The organism is Paenibacillus sp. GbtcB18 (assembly GCF_019091125.1).
Lineage (GTDB): Bacteria > Bacillota > Bacilli > Paenibacillales > NBRC-103111 > Paenibacillus_F > Paenibacillus_F chitinolyticus.
In genome coordinates this window covers 142,683-156,619 of record NZ_JAGXJX010000004.1, presented here as the reverse complement: position 1 = coordinate 156,619, position 13,937 = coordinate 142,683, and the positions used below count along the sequence as shown (strand labels likewise).

Sequence of the window (13,937 nt, the reverse complement as noted above, 5' to 3'; positions counted from 1 at the left end):
CGTTGCTTCGTTAGTTGTTAGGATCGTGGCTCAAGACCGTTCGCACGGTTTCTTGCTTCTTCACTTCGGGCGATTCTTGCCCACGGAGGGCTTCGGAGGAACTGCAGCTTCGTGCGCCGTCTGAGTGCGGTCGTAGTGCTCAAACGCCGCGTTAAGAAACTCCAGCAGTTCGGGTTCGAACGGGTACAGGTTCATCGGATTATCTTCCGCGCCGTGCAGCTCCCAGTACTTGTTCATCAGGATATGATTGCCGTCAAAAGCCTCCAGGGCCAGCATCGTGATCCGTGCAGCGACTTCCTGCGCGGCCGGAGAAGCCGGATCTTCGTGCATGACGGCCTTTGCCTGTGCAACCTCTTCCGCCCAGCGTACGGTGAGAGGGTCGTCTTTGTTCAGATTAGGCAGCTTGTGAAGCAGCTTCCGCTCCTCGGCCGTGAAATGCTCGCGGATGAAGCGCCGTTTGGCCGCGGGATTTTTTTGACTGAGCCGGATCAATTGGAACATCGCGTTCCAGTTCAGGGTGCCTTCTATTTGAACGGAATGGATCGTAACGCGGAGCATGCTTTCCAGTTCTTCGAGTTTCTCTTTCTCGCGCTGAACCATTTGAAGCTGATCTTCCAGGCAGGAGAGCCAGTCGGTTCCGTAGCTGTCGAGCATTTCATGGACGGCTTTTAACCCGAGTCCCATTTTTTTGAGAATCGAAATCTGTTCCAGCCGCATAACATCCTCGTCGGAGTATAGCCGGTGGCCGCCTTCCGTGGAGCCGGAGGGCTTCAGAAGCCCGATCTGATCGTAATGGTGCAGGGTGCGTACCGTAATGTTCGCTTTACGCGCAAGTTCGCCGACGGAATACATGTCATCCGGATTTCCTTTCCCGATAGGGTTCTTTTCCTATTCTTATATCCTAAAACGTTCCAGTTCGGGCTTCAAGTTGTTTTTTATGGGGGACCGGGGGCCGGGGACGGAAAAAGAAGTAAGGGAAGCCGACGGATGCCCGTTAAACTTGGAACCGAAGTTCATAAGCGGCGGACCCGAAAAAGGAAGAGAAAGTAAAGCGGCCGAATAGAGGGCCTTACCCGGGCGAAAACTAGGAGAGCAGAGCGGAGAATCGACTCGTCGACGAACCGTACCCCTTCACGAAAAGGAGTGTCGTTTCATGACCCAATCGAAAAACCGGAAGGAAGGCTTGGCCAAAAGCCGCAAGCAAAGACAGAATCCCCACGGGAAAATCCGCTCGCTGAAAGAAATTGCCGCCGAAACTCATCAGGGAATAGAGGAGTAGAGGAAATGGGATTGCCCGGGCTTACGTGGCATTTCCCGGGCAATCCGGCCTACCGGCGGAAAACGAAAAGCCCGCGCATTATGCCGCGGGCTTTTCATTTAGAGACCGGTATGCTGGTCATATACTGAACTCAGCATGCTTCAAATGCCGGGTTTCTACCTGGATGGTGGCATGCCGGATCTTATACTCGTTCTCCATACAGGCAACGGCCTGCTGGAGAACCTCCTGGCTGTCGGCTTCATCGTCGATGAGCAGATGACAGCTAAAAGAATCCATGCCGGACGTGATCGTCCAGATGTGAAGATCATGGACCTCGCGGACGCCGGGAATACGCAGCAGGGCGCTGCGGACGTCATCGGCGTCCAGGCGCGACGGAACGCCTTCGAGCAGAATATGCGTGGCGGATTTCAGCACGCCCCAGGCACTGCGCAGAATGAGCAGCGAGACCAGGATGGAGATAATCGGGTCCGCCTGATACCACTGGAACGCCTGCATCAGAAGACCGGCGATTATAGCCCCTACGGAGCCGAGCGCATCCCCAAGCACGTGCAGATAAGCGCTTCTGACGTTGAGGTTGTCTTTGGCTCCGCCCATCCGGGTCAGAAACCAGGCGCTGACGAGGTTGGCGACCAGGCCGATGACGGCGATAAGCGTCATCGTGCCGCTCGCGATTGCCGGCGGGTGCGCGAAGCGTTCAACGGCCTCCCGGATGATCAGGATGGAGAGGACGACAAGGGTGATGCCGTTCAGCATGGCTGTTAAAATCTCTACGCGGTAGAAGCCGTACGTTCTTCTGGGAGAGGCGGGACGGGCCGCAAACCACATGGCGACCAGACTGAGCAGCAGAGACGCCGCATCGCTCAACATATGCCCGGAATCCGACAGCAGGGCCAGACTGTTCGTCAGCAGACCTCCGGCGAATTCCAGCACCATAATGACCGTTGTGATGAGAAAAGCGATAAACAGTCCCTTTTTGCTGCTGGGACCGTGATGGTGCCCGATTCCGCCATGTTCGTGATCATGTGAATGATCGTGGGAATGCCCGTGATCGTGCCGATGAATTTGGCCGCCTGCGGCACCGGCTGCTTTCCGTTTTTTTGAGTCGTTCATACCCTATTCCTCCTTTGCGTGATGCAAGTTTGATAAAAACCAGGATGTCCTTCCCAACCGCTCTCGATTTATTCGGCTTTCTTAACCTGAGTAAGTAAGGAAAAATGAGATCGTATCGGGTTGCTTTAAAGATTTTAAACAAATATATGAGCAAGTGTTCATATGATATTTTTATAATACCCAATCCAGAAGATTTTAACAAGCCCAAATTTTTATGAATGACGGGGAAAAAATTTCGGTCAAAAGGTTGTTGAAATACCCCTATGGGGTATGTTATGCTGATGATAAGGGAGGTTGAACAAGATGGTACTCCATTCCGAAAAGGATAACGGCAGACCTGAGGGCGAAACGGGCAGCGCTCCGCTTGCTTCGGCGGATGCCGGGACTTCCTGCCATACACATACGCGCGACGAAGATACGGAAAGAAGAAGCCATCACAGCGACAAGGTGAAGAATAACTTGGTATCCAGGCTCAACCGGATCGAAGGTCAGATCCGCGGCGTCAAAGGCATGATCGAGAAAGACACGTACTGCGACGATGTGCTCAACCAGATTGCCGCTGTGCAGTCCGCCTTGAACAGCGTGGGCAAACTGCTGCTGGAAGGGCATATGAAAAGCTGTGTGATCGAGCGGATTCAGGAAGGCGATACGGATGTGATCGACGAACTGCTCGTTACCGTCAACAAGCTTATGAAATAAACCCAAACTAATCGGTAGAAAGGGGTAAGGAAAATGGAAAAACTGACGTTGAAAGTGGAGGGCATGTCCTGCCAGCATTGTGTGAATTCGGTAGAAAAAGCGGTCGGAGAGCTGGGAGCGAAGGCTCAGGTACATCTGGCCGAGGGCCGTGTCGAAGTGGAATACGAGGCGGGAGCCGTAAAGCCCGAGCAGATCAAAGAAGCGATCGAAGAGCAGGGCTACGACGTCGTATAAGGCGGGCCAAGCCGCAAACCCGCGAGAAGTGCCGCGGCTGACCGGCCTCACTGGCAGCGGAGCTTTCCGCGGGCAATACCCGCACAAAAAACCACCCGGAATTTAGATTCCGGGTGGTTTTTTTTGTTCTACCGGTAGCCCAGGCCGAACGAAATGTTGCGCGTCGTCAGAAGAACCTGCTGCAGGAAAGCGTCCTGCTGCGGAACGACCCGGTCCGACGGCCCGATGAGGCTGACGGACGCGACAATCTCGCCCGTCGCATCGCGGATCGGAGCCGCCATCCCCGTCACGCCGACGTTGCGCAGATTCGTCGAAATCTCGTAGCCGCGGCTGCGGATAACCGTGAGCCGTTCTTTGATTTCGTCGGGCGCCTGCATGGAATGCGGGGTATACGTGCGGATTCCGTCCGCAAGCACGCTGTCGATAAACGCCTCCGGCCGGAAAGCCAGCAACACGCGGGACGCGGAGGTGGCATACAGCGGGAAGCGGCGGAACGCGTCCACATTAAAGCGGATGGGATGCTGGGAATCGATTTTATCTACATATATGGCGTCTTTCCCGTCGACGACGCACAGACAGGCCAGCTCTTTCGTTTTCTCGGCAAGCTGCTGCAGGTAAGGTTTGGCGAAGTCGACGAGATTATGATCACGAAGCACTTTCGTGCCGAGTTCGAGCAGAGTAAAACCGAGCGAGTACTGCTTCGTACTCGGATTTTGCGAAATAAACCCGTCGCTTTCTAGCGTAGCGAGCAGCTTATGAACGGCGCCTTTAGACAACTGAAGCCGGCGGCTCAGTTCGGTGACTCCGAGCTCTTTCGGACCGTCCAGAAACTCTTTGAGCAGGCGGCTGCTGTTTTTAACGGAAGACAAATGATGTTCCATGAACAGACTCCCCCAGGCGGTCATATCGTCGGAATATCCCGACATGCAAGCAAATTATTGCTATTGTAGCATACTTATTTTGGGTTTCCTAGAGGTGCTTCGGAGGGGCTGCACTTCGGAAAAATAATCTTTTTTTAAACCTGACATATGTATTGCTAGGCTGGAAAGAGCGTGATAGAATCACTTTAAGATTTCCTTATAGGAAACATTGTTCACATATAGTGAACGATCAGAGAAAACCAAATAGAAGGGATGTCCATCCATGAAAAAGAAAATCGGGGTCTTGGTTTCAGTTGCCGCTCTGTGCGGATCACTTCTTGCGGGATGCGGATCTTCAAAAGAGCCGGTAAAGGATGCCGCCGCTTCGCCGGGCGCATCGACTTCAGCGCTGCAGCCGGAGAAAGAACTTGTTGTTGCGGGTAACGGAGCTACGGTAGAAGAGCTGATGAAAGACGAAATTTTCAAACGTTTCAAAGCGAAATACCCCGACATCAAACTGACGTATGTATCCGGCGTATCGACCGAAATCGTCGCCAAAGCGAAAGCGGTTAAAAACGATCCGCAGACGGACGTTGCCATCATTGAAGGCGGCGAGCAGGAAATCGGACGCAAAGAGGGTCTTTTCGAACCGTTGAAAGAAGCCGATATCCCGAACATGAAAAACGTGATCGCCGATCTGAAAGTGGCCGAAGACAGCGGGGTCGCCGTTAACTTCACACCGATGGGCATCTCCTATAACGAAGCGATTGTGAAAGAAAAAAATCTTCCGATTCCCGAGTCCTGGAACGATCTGGCCCGTCCCGAGATGAAAGGCAACCTGACCCTGACCGAGATTTCCAGCAACTTCGGCCGTTCGGCTCTGATCATGCTGGCTTATGCGAACGGCGGGTCGGAGAAAAATATGGATCCCGGCTTTGAAAAACTGAAAACGATTGCAGGATACATGCCGACCTTTGCGAAAAGCGCCGCGCAGCTCCAGCAGAACCTGCAGAACAAATCGGCGGCGTACACGTCCTGGACGATGGCCCGCAGCATTGTGCAGAAGGACCAGGGGATCGAGCTGAAGTTCGTCGTGCCGAAGGAAGGCGCCAACCTGGTGCCGAACGTGGCCACGATGACCAAGAACGCGAAGCATCCGAACGCCGCGAAGCTTTTCATCGACTTCCTTTTAACGGACGAAGTTCAGACCTTGTACGCTTCAAAGCTGTATTATAACCCGGCCACATCCGTAAAGCTTCCGGAAGATATATCCAAAAAAATCGAATTCGACCGCTCCAAAATCGTGAAATTCGATTACGAAACCGTAGGCGGCAGCACCGCCGGATGGATCGACCGTTTCAACAAGGAAATCGCACCTTTGGTAGGCAAATAGATTCGGAAAACAGGTGATTCAGTTGGAAAAGAAGATAGATGTCGAACTTAATGCCGTCCGTAAAACATTCGGTTCCAACGTGGTCGTCGACAACTTTGACCTGAAGATCGAGCAAGGAGAGTGCATCTCCTTTCTCGGCCCTTCGGGGTGCGGCAAGACGACGACGCTGAACATGATTGCCGGGTTCCTGGACCCGGACGGCGGCGAAATTTCGATCAAAGGCAAGCGTATGAACGGCGTTCCTTCGAATAAGCGGGACCTGGGCATGGTGTTTCAAACTTATTCGCTGTTCCCGCATATGACGGTTGCCGAGAATGTGGCCTACGGGCTCAAGCTGCGCAAAATGCCGAAGGCGGAAATCAAAGACAAGGTGCGGAAGGTGCTGGAGCTTGTCAAGCTGCCCCATGTGGCCGACCGCTATCCGAAGCAGCTTTCCGGAGGGCAGCGCCAGCGGATCGCGATCGCCCGGGCGCTCGTGATCGAGCCGTCCCTGCTTCTTCTCGACGAGCCGCTCAGCAACCTGGACGCAAAGCTGCGGGAAGAGCTTCGCGACGAGCTGAAGCGCCTGCACAAAGAGACGGGCGTCACGACGATTTTCGTAACGCACGACCAGGAGGAAGCCCTGTATTTGTCCGACCGGATCGTCGTGCTGGATCACGGCAAGGTCGAACAAATCGGCACGCCTTGGGACATTTACAACCGTCCCGCCTCCGAATTCGTGCACACCTTCATCGGCAAATCCAACCGCCTGCCAGGCACGGTACGGGGATCGGCTAACGGCGGGATGGCCGTGCAGACCGACGCCGGATTCGTGCTGGAGGCGTCCGCGGACGGACGCACGTTTACGACAGGGGAATCCGTGGTCGCCTACGTGCGTCCGGAGAAAATCCGCCTGACGGAGTCCGGCGCGCTCGCGGATACCGTACGGGCCGCGGGAACGATCCGGCAGCTCGCTTTCCTCGGTTCCTTCGTGGAATGCGAGGTGGAGGTCGGCTCCGCGCTCGTTACCGTCAGGATGCAGATGCAGGACGGGCTGGCGGACTACACGGCGGGCCGGCAGGTGGGATTGACGTGGAATCCGAAGGACGTCTTCGTATTCCCGCGGAAGGAGCAGTAGGCCATGCAGGCGAAATCCTCCCGCTTCCGCCGCCTGTCGTCCTGGACGGGGCTGTTTCTTCTGGCCCCCGGTCTGATCGTTCTGCTCGGCGCGTTTCTCATCCCGATGATCTACATCCTGCTCCAGAGTTTGCAGGACACCGAGCAGCAGTTCTCGCTGCACAATTACCTGCTTTTCGTACAGGACCCGTATTATGCGGGCATCTTGTGGCGGACGATCAAGCTCAGCTTGTATACCGTCCTGCTGACGCTCGTTCTCGGATACCCGGTCGCGCTCTTCATGTCCAAGGCGTCGGGCAAAATGCGCGGACTCGTCACGTTTCTGATCATTTCACCGCATCTGATCTCCGTGGTCATCCGCAACTTCGGCTGGGTCGTCATTCTGGGCGACAAAGGCTGGGTCAACAGCTCTCTGATCAAGCTCGGCCTGATCGACAAGCCGCTTAAGCTTCTGTACAACGAGCTTGGCGTGGTTATCGGACTCACGGATTCCTTTATCGTGTACATGGTACTTGCGCTGGCGACAAGCTTGTATGCCGTCGACCAGTCCCTGTACAAAGCGGCGGGAATTCTGGGCGCCTCGAAGGCCCGTTCGTTTTTCTCCATCACGCTGCCGCTCAGTCTGCCGGGCATTTTTGCCGGGACGACCTTGGTGTTCAGCTTATCCATGAGCGCTTTCGTCACCCCTGCCCTGATGGGCGGAAGCTCGGTTAAAGTCATGCCGGTCATCACGTACGAGAAAATTATGGCTACGCTCGACTGGCCGCTCGGCTCGGCGCTCGCCTTTCTGATGCTGGCTTCCACCTATGCGCTCGTGACGGTATTTACGAAAATCGTGGAAACGAAGCGCTACCGGGAGGTGTTCTCGTGATCAGACGCATCCCGTGGCTCGGCATCGTTACGTTTATCGTGCTGCTTTTCGTCATTTCACCGCTGCTGGTCATTATTCCGACCTCGCTTACGTCGGCCAACTATTTGTCTTTCCCGCCGGAAGGTTTTTCGCTGAAATGGTATGAGAAAATTTTGGACCGGCCGGAATTTATCGAGTCGTTTATTTTCAGTTTGGAGCTGGCGGCTTTGTCGGCCGTTTTATCTACAATCATCGGCACGCTGGCCGCCATGGCGATTCACAAATACAAGTTCCCGGGGAGCGGCTTCGTCAATGCGCTGCTGCTGTCTCCGCTAACCGTTCCTTCTATTATAATAGGGATGGCTGCGCTGCTCTTCTTCACCCGGATCGGCCTGGCGGGAACCTTCACGGGACTGCTGATCACCCACATGCTCATTTCGATCCCGTATGTGGTCCGGCTGACGATGACGGGGCTGAGCGCATACGATTACACCTTAGAGCGTGCGGCTTACATTCTGGGAGCCAGCCCGTTTCAGGTTTTCCGCGACATCACGCTGCCGCTGCTTCGTCCGGCGATTTTGTCCGGGATGATCTTCTCGTTCCTGACTTCGTTCGATAACGTGACGGTTTCCCTGTTCCTGGTCTCCCCGGAGACGACAACTCTGCCGATGGCGATTTTCAGCTATATGCAGGAAACGCTCAATCCGCTTGTCGCTTCGGTTTCGTCCGTCGTCATTCTGCTCAGTCTGGTGTTTATTTACATTCTGGAGCGGGTGTACGGGCTCGATAAGCTCTTCGGCACGAATTCGCATTCTCATTAAGATTTCTTTATTCAGGCAAGTTTGGATTCACTCCATAAAAAAGAGGGGCGGCATGCGGGTTGCATGCCGTCCGTTTCTTCCGCAGCGCGTTCGTACGGATGTACCCGTTTATTTTGCGCAAAGAAAGGTTTATTTCGTATGTCAGACGTAACTCTTGTGGAAAACTATATGCCGGAGCTGCTCCGGCTCTTGGAAGAAAGCGTAAATATGGACTCGCCTTCGCGCAACAAGGCGCTTTGCGACCGGATGGCGGACTGGTACGAGATCCAGTTCCGGCGTTTGACCGGGGGAACGGTAACGCGCCTTCCCCATGAGGTCTCGGGCGACCGGCTGCTTTGCGAGTGGGGTACCGGCAGCCGGCGCATTTTGCTGCTGGGCCATTACGATACCGTATGGCCCGAAGGCGAAGCATCGCGGCGGCCCTACGGCGTCCGCGACGGCAGAGCCTTGGGACCCGGCGTGTACGACATGAAGCTGGGGCTGCTTCAGGCGATGTTCGCGCTGAAGCTGCTCGGTGACGAGGGACGCGGTCCCGCGGAAGATGTTACCGTCGTGCTGTTGATCAACAGCGACGAAGAGATTTCCAGCCCCAGCTCGCGCGGGCTTATCGAGCAGACCGCCCGGGGCTGCGAGGCGGTCTTCGTGCTGGAGCCTCCGATGGAGCCGGAGGGCGCGCTCAAAACCGGCCGCAAAGGAAGCGGCCGCTACAAGCTCATCGTGGAAGGGATCGCCGCCCATGCGGGCGTGGACCCTTCCAAGGGCGTCTCGGCCATCGAGGAGCTGGCGTACCAGATCCAGCATCTGCACGGCCTCACCGATTACGGCATCGGCACGACGGTGAACGTCGGCATCGTGCACGGAGGCATCGGCACAAACGTGGTCGCGGACCGCGCCGAAGCCGAGATTGACGTGCGCGTGAAGACGTCGGCCGAGGCCGAGCGGGTGCACGCGCTGATCGCGGGCATCCGGCCGCACCTGCCGGGAGCCCGGCTCCGCGTCGAGGGCGGTATGATGCGCCCGCCGATGGAGCGCACGGACGCGATCGCGCGGCTGTACGGCATCGCGCGGAGAATCGCCGCGGACGAGCTGGGCTTCGAGCTCGGCGAGACGGCGACCGGCGGCGTCAGCGACGGGAACTTCACCGCCGCGTGCGGAGTCCCGACGCTGGACGGCCTCGGCGCGCGGGGGGATTTCGCGCACTCGCCGGACGAGTATGTGCGGCTGGACGAAATCGCGCCGCGCACGGCTCTGCTCGCGCGGCTGATCGAGACGGTCGCGGCGGGGGAGAGACGGTAAGCGGGCGTGAGGGGTTAGGCTGCCGCAGGCCGGGGAGTAAAACAACCTTTTCCGCACGGCTTAATATGTATATAACCCGTTCGACAGACCTTGTTCTGGCGGACGGGTTTATTTTTGTCGGGCAAAAGTAAAAAAAAGCAAACACCCATTCGAGACAAACAGGTGTCGCATCGAAGTGATAACCTAAATAATGGAATTGATATCATGATTTGGGGAAGGAGACTGCACGGAGAAATGAACACGGGGAGAAAACTTATGCTGGATGTCGGTGTCATTTGCGAAGAATTAGGGCTGAGAAAGGACTACATAGAGAATGTCGTGAAGAAGAACGGAGGTATGAAACCGGGGGCGCGGGAAGCGGAAGACGAACAGGGAGACGGGGAGAAAGATGGAGAGAAAGACGAAGAAGACAAGGACAGGAAGGACGCGGACAAGCGAAAAGAAAAGGAAACAGATAAGAAGTTGGGAGAGGAGGAACGGCTGGAGTTAGGGCTCAAGGAAGGCCGGGAGCAAGGGCTAGTGAAAGGGCTGGAAGAAAGTGAGGAGCAAGGGCCGGAGCAGCGAACGGAGCATGGTCAAACGGATTTTTCGGCCTTGTCCGATAACGAGGGACTGCCCTCGCGGAACCTTTTCCGGTTTTCTGTTTTTATGGAAGGTGTAGGAAGTTAAGGGGCCGGTGTCGAATTCATTTCTATAGGCACATAGACCTAAAGGAATGGAGTGATACAAGAGCCTTATGATGGACAAAGTCATCCGATTGTTTCATATTATTCTGGCCATTCAAGCCAATCCCGGAATCTCGGCTTCGGACATCGCCCGCAAATGCGGAATTAACCCCCGGACGGTTTACCGGGATCTCGCTACATTGAGCCTGATAGCGCCGATCACCAACGACGGCAGGGGGACCGGGTACCGGTTTATGGGGAAGTTTTTCTTGTACCCGTTGAACTTTACCGAGCAGGAGGCGCTCGTTTTCTCGATGCTCCCTTCGGTCCTCAATACGGAAGAGCTGCCGCCTGGGTTTGACCAGGCTTATCATAAAGTAATGGCCACTCACGGGAAGGAAAAGAGCCACCACCGCGACATCGTGCAAAATATTACGGACATTATCCAGATGGGAGCGCCCGCTTACCGGCAGGAGCATCCGAATTTTTTGGAACCGATTATCCGGGCCGTTCTGGACCAGAAAACCATTTCTACCGTTTATCATACGATGTCCCGCAACAAAACGGCGGAGAGGAACATTGATCCGTATTATCTCGTTCCGCGTGAGCAGCGCTTTTATCTTATCGGCTACTGTCATTTGAAGCGGGAGGTCCGCACGTTCAGGATGAGCCGTTTTCAGCAGGTGGAGGTGACCGGACAGACGTTTGAAAAAGGGGATTTTAACATCCGTCAGTATCTTAAAAACACCTGGTCCATCGAGCGCGGGGACAAAAACATGACATTCAAGGTGAAGTTCAACGCCGAAATTGCGCGGTACGTTAAGGAAGAGGAACTGTTCGTTCATCCCCGTATGCGCGACCGCAAGGACGGAAGCCTCATTTTCGAGGTGACGGTCAACAATGAGCGCGAGTTTCTCAATTGGGTGATGCAGTACGGTCCGGCGGCGGAAATTTTGGAGCCTAAGGCCGTGCGGGAGAAGCTCAAGCAGCAGCTGCATCAATGGGTGGAGCTATACAAATGAAGGAAGCGGCACTTGTATGGTGCCGCACGGTTGCCGGCTATGGCTGCCGGCTATGGTATAAGGCGGACGGACTAGACTTCAACGCCTGGACATTTTCGTCCAGAGTCTCCCGCCCTAACATAAAAAACCTGCCCCGCGGCCTATTGCCAAACAGCCGGGGCAGGTTTTTGCTTATGAAATAAGACCGGTTTCGCGCCCGACTTTTTTGAGCGCTTCCAGGGCAAAGTCCAAATCGTCCTGCGAGTGGGCGGCCGTAATGATCAGCCGGATACGGCCTTTGTCGGCGGCAACGGTCGGGAAGATGATTCCCTGGGCGAAGACGCCTTCCTCCAGCAGGCGGCTGGAGAAATGCATGGTGGCCGCAGCGTCCCCGATAATAATGGGGATAATGGGCGTCTCGCTGGCTCCGGTATCGAAGCCGGCTTGAATCAGCGCCTTGCGGAAACCGTGGGCATGAGACCACATCCGTTCCACCAGCTCCGAGCTGCCGCGGAGAACGCGGATCGCCTCCAGACAGCTTGCCGCAACGGAAGGCGGATGGGACGTGCTGAACAGAAACGGCCTTGCCTTGTGAATCAGCACTTCCTTCAGCGCCTGGCTTCCGGCCGCGTAACCACCGACCACGCCGATCGCTTTGGAGAGGGTGCCGATCTGGATATGCACCCGTCCGTGCAGGTTGAAGTGGTCGGTGGAGCCTTTGCCGTTGCGGCCGAGTACGCCGCTGGCATGGGCATCGTCGACGCAGACGATGGCGTCGTAGCGTTCGGCCAGCTCGACGATGGCCGGCAGGGGCGCGATGTCCCCGTCCATGCTGAACACGCCGTCGGTCACGATAAAGCGCTTCCGGTACTGGCCGCTGGCGCGGAGAACGTCTTCCAGCGCGTTCATGTCCTTGTGCCGGTAGATTTTGCGCGCCGCTTTGGACAGGCGGATTCCGTCGATAATGCTCGCATGGTTAAGCTCGTCGCTGATCACGACATCGCCGTCCTGCAGCAGTGTGGAGAACACGCCGAGGTTCGTCGTAAAACCCGACTGAAAGACGAGTGCGGCTTCCGTTCCTTTGAAAGCGGCAAGCTCCCGTTCCAGCTCGTCGTGAATCTTCAGCGTTCCGGCTATTGTCCGTACGGAACCGCTGCCCGCGCCATATCGGTATACGGCATCCGCGGCGGCCCGCTTGAGGTCGGGATGATTGGCAAATCCGAGATAGTTGTTCGAGGAAAGCTGAAGCACCCGCCGGCCGTTCAGTTCCATCCAGACATCCGAGCCGCTTTCCCATACGGCGGGCAGCCGGTACCGGCCTTCCCGTTTGAGCTGCTCCAGTTCTTCCGCCAAATAATCCAATCCGCTCATATGTTCATCCTCCGTTTTCTAAATATGAGTAAAGACGACTTTGGCGCATTGGCCCGAAGCCATCAAGTCAAAAGCTTCCTCGTACCGGTCGAGTGTAAACGTATGCTGGACGAGCGGCTGAAGATCGATGCGGTTCTGGTCCAATAGCCCCTTGATCTGGTGCCAGGTGTTGTACATGCGCCGTCCGGTTATCCCGTGGACCTGAAGGCCCTTGAAAATCACATGCCGGGACAGGTCGATCGGCACGGAATGAGCCGGAATGCCCAGCAGCGAGACGCGGCCTCCGGGTGACATCGCTTCCAGCAGGTCGTTGATGGCGCGGGCATTGCCGGACATTTCGAGGCCGACTTCGGCTCCTTCACCGCCTGTCATCTCCCGGATCATCTCCGGGGCCGAAACCGCGGGTGACGACTGGATCGTCGCGTCGGCGCCCAGCTTTCGGGCCATATCCAGCCGGTACGCGTTAAGGTCGACGGCGATGATTTTGCCTGCGCCCGCGGCCTTCGCTACCTGGACGGCCATGAGGCCGATCGGGCCTACTCCCATGACGACGACGGACTTGCCCACGATGTCGCCCGACAGCACGGATTGGACCGCATTGCCCAGCGGGTCCTGCAGGCAGGCCAGCTCGAAGGGCAGCGACTTGTCGTTCGGGATGATGTTGACCGCCTTGGTCACCGCATAGTCGGCAAAGCAGCCCGGCGCGGTAATGCCGAAGCTCCGCGTATGAGGGCAGACGTGGGCGTTGCCCGAGCGGCACTGTTTGCACATCCCGCAGACGATATGGCCCTCGGCGGACACGTAATCCCCGACGCGGACGTGGCTCACCTGCGAGCCGACCTCATGCACGACACCCGCAAATTCGTGGCCGAACACATTGGGGGTCACGACGTGCTGTTCGGCCCAGTCGTCCCACTGATAAATATGCATATCCGTGCCGCAGATCGAGCTCGCTTTCACCCGGATCAGCACTTCATCCGGCCCGCATTCGGGGACGGGCACCTCCATCAGAACGGCTCCGGCTCTGCGGTGCGCTTTGACAAGTCCAACCATGGTTTGGGTCATGACCAGCATTCTCCTTTTGAGAAATGATCGTTATAAAGTACTTATGTGCGTTATGAAGTACCTGAATGCTGCTATAGTAACCCAAACTATATTAGCCTGTAAATAAAAAAATTCCCGCAGGACCCAAAACATTCCTACGGGAAAGGATAAAACCGGAAGCATCGGATTAGAACCGAG

The 13,937-nt window shown here is 56.1% G+C and carries 15 protein-coding genes; 10 read left to right on the top strand and 5 right to left on the bottom strand.

Features of this window, described 5'->3' with window-relative positions; translation table 11 throughout:
* Window positions 1–60: 60 nt before the first annotated feature.
* The gene (locus KVT34_RS14465) at window positions 61–852 is read right to left on the bottom strand and encodes a MerR family transcriptional regulator (protein WP_217559449.1); all 792 of its coding nucleotides are present in this window, start codon (window positions 850–852) and stop codon (window positions 61–63) included.
* Between the two features lie 301 nt (window positions 853–1,153).
* Between KVT34_RS14465 and KVT34_RS31825 the strand changes: the two genes are divergently transcribed.
* Window positions 1,154–1,279 (top strand): DUF6254 family protein, encoded by a 126-nt coding sequence (locus KVT34_RS31825; RefSeq protein WP_241688812.1) that lies wholly within the window; start codon window positions 1,154–1,156, stop codon window positions 1,277–1,279.
* Window positions 1,280–1,396: 117 nt separating this feature from the next.
* Here KVT34_RS31825 and KVT34_RS14460 read toward each other — a convergent pair whose 3' ends face one another.
* Entirely contained in the window at window positions 1,397–2,389 is a 993-nt protein-coding gene (locus KVT34_RS14460; RefSeq protein ID WP_217559448.1) for a cation diffusion facilitator family transporter, read from the bottom strand.
* 303 nt (window positions 2,390–2,692) lie between these two features.
* On the opposite strand from KVT34_RS14460, the gene KVT34_RS32400 reads away from it, so the two are divergent.
* Window positions 2,693–3,088, top strand: a complete 396-nt coding sequence (locus tag KVT34_RS32400) for a metal-sensitive transcriptional regulator (protein ID WP_302695287.1) — start codon at window positions 2,693–2,695, stop codon at window positions 3,086–3,088.
* A gap of 33 nt (window positions 3,089–3,121) precedes the next feature.
* Window positions 3,122–3,322, top strand: a complete 201-nt coding sequence (locus tag KVT34_RS14450; protein ID WP_042229261.1) for a copper ion binding protein — start codon at window positions 3,122–3,124, stop codon at window positions 3,320–3,322.
* Between the two features lie 128 nt (window positions 3,323–3,450).
* Here KVT34_RS14450 and KVT34_RS14445 read toward each other — a convergent pair whose 3' ends face one another.
* Window positions 3,451–4,203, bottom strand: coding sequence for an IclR family transcriptional regulator (locus KVT34_RS14445; protein WP_217559447.1), 753 nt, complete (start codon window positions 4,201–4,203; stop codon window positions 3,451–3,453).
* Window positions 4,204–4,465: 262 nt separating this feature from the next.
* Between KVT34_RS14445 and KVT34_RS14440 the strand changes: the two genes are divergently transcribed.
* The 7 genes from KVT34_RS14440 (at window position 4,466) to KVT34_RS14410 (ending at window position 11,345) form a co-directional block, all read left to right on the top strand.
* The gene (locus KVT34_RS14440; protein WP_217559446.1) at window positions 4,466–5,575 is read left to right on the top strand and encodes an ABC transporter substrate-binding protein; all 1,110 of its coding nucleotides are present in this window, start codon (window positions 4,466–4,468) and stop codon (window positions 5,573–5,575) included.
* 22 nt (window positions 5,576–5,597) lie between these two features.
* A complete protein-coding gene (locus KVT34_RS14435; protein WP_217559445.1) occupies window positions 5,598–6,692 on the top strand; it encodes an ABC transporter ATP-binding protein in 1,095 nt (364 codons plus the stop codon).
* Between the two features lie 3 nt (window positions 6,693–6,695).
* Window positions 6,696–7,562, top strand: coding sequence for an ABC transporter permease (locus KVT34_RS14430; protein WP_217559443.1), 867 nt, complete (start codon window positions 6,696–6,698; stop codon window positions 7,560–7,562).
* Window positions 7,559–8,362, top strand: a complete 804-nt coding sequence (locus tag KVT34_RS14425) for an ABC transporter permease (protein ID WP_084706577.1) — start codon at window positions 7,559–7,561, stop codon at window positions 8,360–8,362. Before KVT34_RS14430 ends, KVT34_RS14425 begins: the two co-directional genes overlap by 4 nt.
* 138 nt (window positions 8,363–8,500) lie before the next feature.
* Entirely contained in the window at window positions 8,501–9,658 is a 1,158-nt protein-coding gene (locus tag KVT34_RS14420; protein WP_217559442.1) for a M20 family metallopeptidase, read from the top strand.
* A 234-nt stretch (window positions 9,659–9,892) separates the two neighbouring features.
* Window positions 9,893–10,327, top strand: coding sequence for a hypothetical protein (locus tag KVT34_RS14415; protein ID WP_254634871.1), 435 nt, complete (start codon window positions 9,893–9,895; stop codon window positions 10,325–10,327).
* Window positions 10,328–10,394: 67 nt separating this feature from the next.
* Window positions 10,395–11,345 (top strand): helix-turn-helix transcriptional regulator, encoded by a 951-nt coding sequence (locus tag KVT34_RS14410; RefSeq protein ID WP_217559441.1) that lies wholly within the window; start codon window positions 10,395–10,397, stop codon window positions 11,343–11,345.
* A 171-nt stretch (window positions 11,346–11,516) separates the two neighbouring features.
* Here the strand turns inward: KVT34_RS14410 and KVT34_RS14405 are convergent, their stop codons facing one another.
* Both KVT34_RS14405 and tdh read right to left on the bottom strand, forming a co-directional pair.
* The gene (locus tag KVT34_RS14405; RefSeq protein ID WP_217559440.1) at window positions 11,517–12,695 is read right to left on the bottom strand and encodes a glycine C-acetyltransferase; all 1,179 of its coding nucleotides are present in this window, start codon (window positions 12,693–12,695) and stop codon (window positions 11,517–11,519) included.
* An 18-nt stretch (window positions 12,696–12,713) separates the two neighbouring features.
* Window positions 12,714–13,760, bottom strand: coding sequence for an L-threonine 3-dehydrogenase (gene tdh / locus KVT34_RS14400; protein WP_217559439.1), 1,047 nt, complete (start codon window positions 13,758–13,760; stop codon window positions 12,714–12,716).
* Between the last annotated feature and the right edge of the window lie 177 nt (window positions 13,761–13,937).

What these genes read in the sequence shown, in the direction of transcription:
- KVT34_RS14445 (WP_217559447.1), bottom strand. Translation starts at nt 4,203, where the DNA reads ATGGAACATCATTTGTCTTCCGTTAAAAACAGCAGCCGCCTGCTCAAA.
- KVT34_RS14415 (WP_254634871.1), top strand. Translation starts at nt 9,893, where the DNA reads ATGAACACGGGGAGAAAACTTATGCTGGATGTCGGTGTCATTTGCGAA.
- KVT34_RS32400 (WP_302695287.1), top strand. Translation starts at nt 2,693, where the DNA reads ATGGTACTCCATTCCGAAAAGGATAACGGCAGACCTGAGGGCGAAACG.
- KVT34_RS14460 (WP_217559448.1), bottom strand. Translation starts at nt 2,389, where the DNA reads ATGAACGACTCAAAAAAACGGAAAGCAGCCGGTGCCGCAGGCGGCCAA.
- KVT34_RS14405 (WP_217559440.1), bottom strand. Translation starts at nt 12,695, where the DNA reads ATGAGCGGATTGGATTATTTGGCGGAAGAACTGGAGCAGCTCAAACGG.
- KVT34_RS31825 (WP_241688812.1), top strand. Translation starts at nt 1,154, where the DNA reads ATGACCCAATCGAAAAACCGGAAGGAAGGCTTGGCCAAAAGCCGCAAG.
- KVT34_RS14430 (WP_217559443.1), top strand. Translation starts at nt 6,696, where the DNA reads ATGCAGGCGAAATCCTCCCGCTTCCGCCGCCTGTCGTCCTGGACGGGG.
- KVT34_RS14450 (WP_042229261.1), top strand. Translation starts at nt 3,122, where the DNA reads ATGGAAAAACTGACGTTGAAAGTGGAGGGCATGTCCTGCCAGCATTGT.
- KVT34_RS14410 (WP_217559441.1), top strand. Translation starts at nt 10,395, where the DNA reads ATGATGGACAAAGTCATCCGATTGTTTCATATTATTCTGGCCATTCAA.
- KVT34_RS14420 (WP_217559442.1), top strand. Translation starts at nt 8,501, where the DNA reads ATGTCAGACGTAACTCTTGTGGAAAACTATATGCCGGAGCTGCTCCGG.
- KVT34_RS14440 (WP_217559446.1), top strand. Translation starts at nt 4,466, where the DNA reads ATGAAAAAGAAAATCGGGGTCTTGGTTTCAGTTGCCGCTCTGTGCGGA.
- KVT34_RS14465 (WP_217559449.1), bottom strand. Translation starts at nt 852, where the DNA reads ATGTATTCCGTCGGCGAACTTGCGCGTAAAGCGAACATTACGGTACGC.
- tdh (WP_217559439.1), bottom strand. Translation starts at nt 13,760, where the DNA reads ATGACCCAAACCATGGTTGGACTTGTCAAAGCGCACCGCAGAGCCGGA.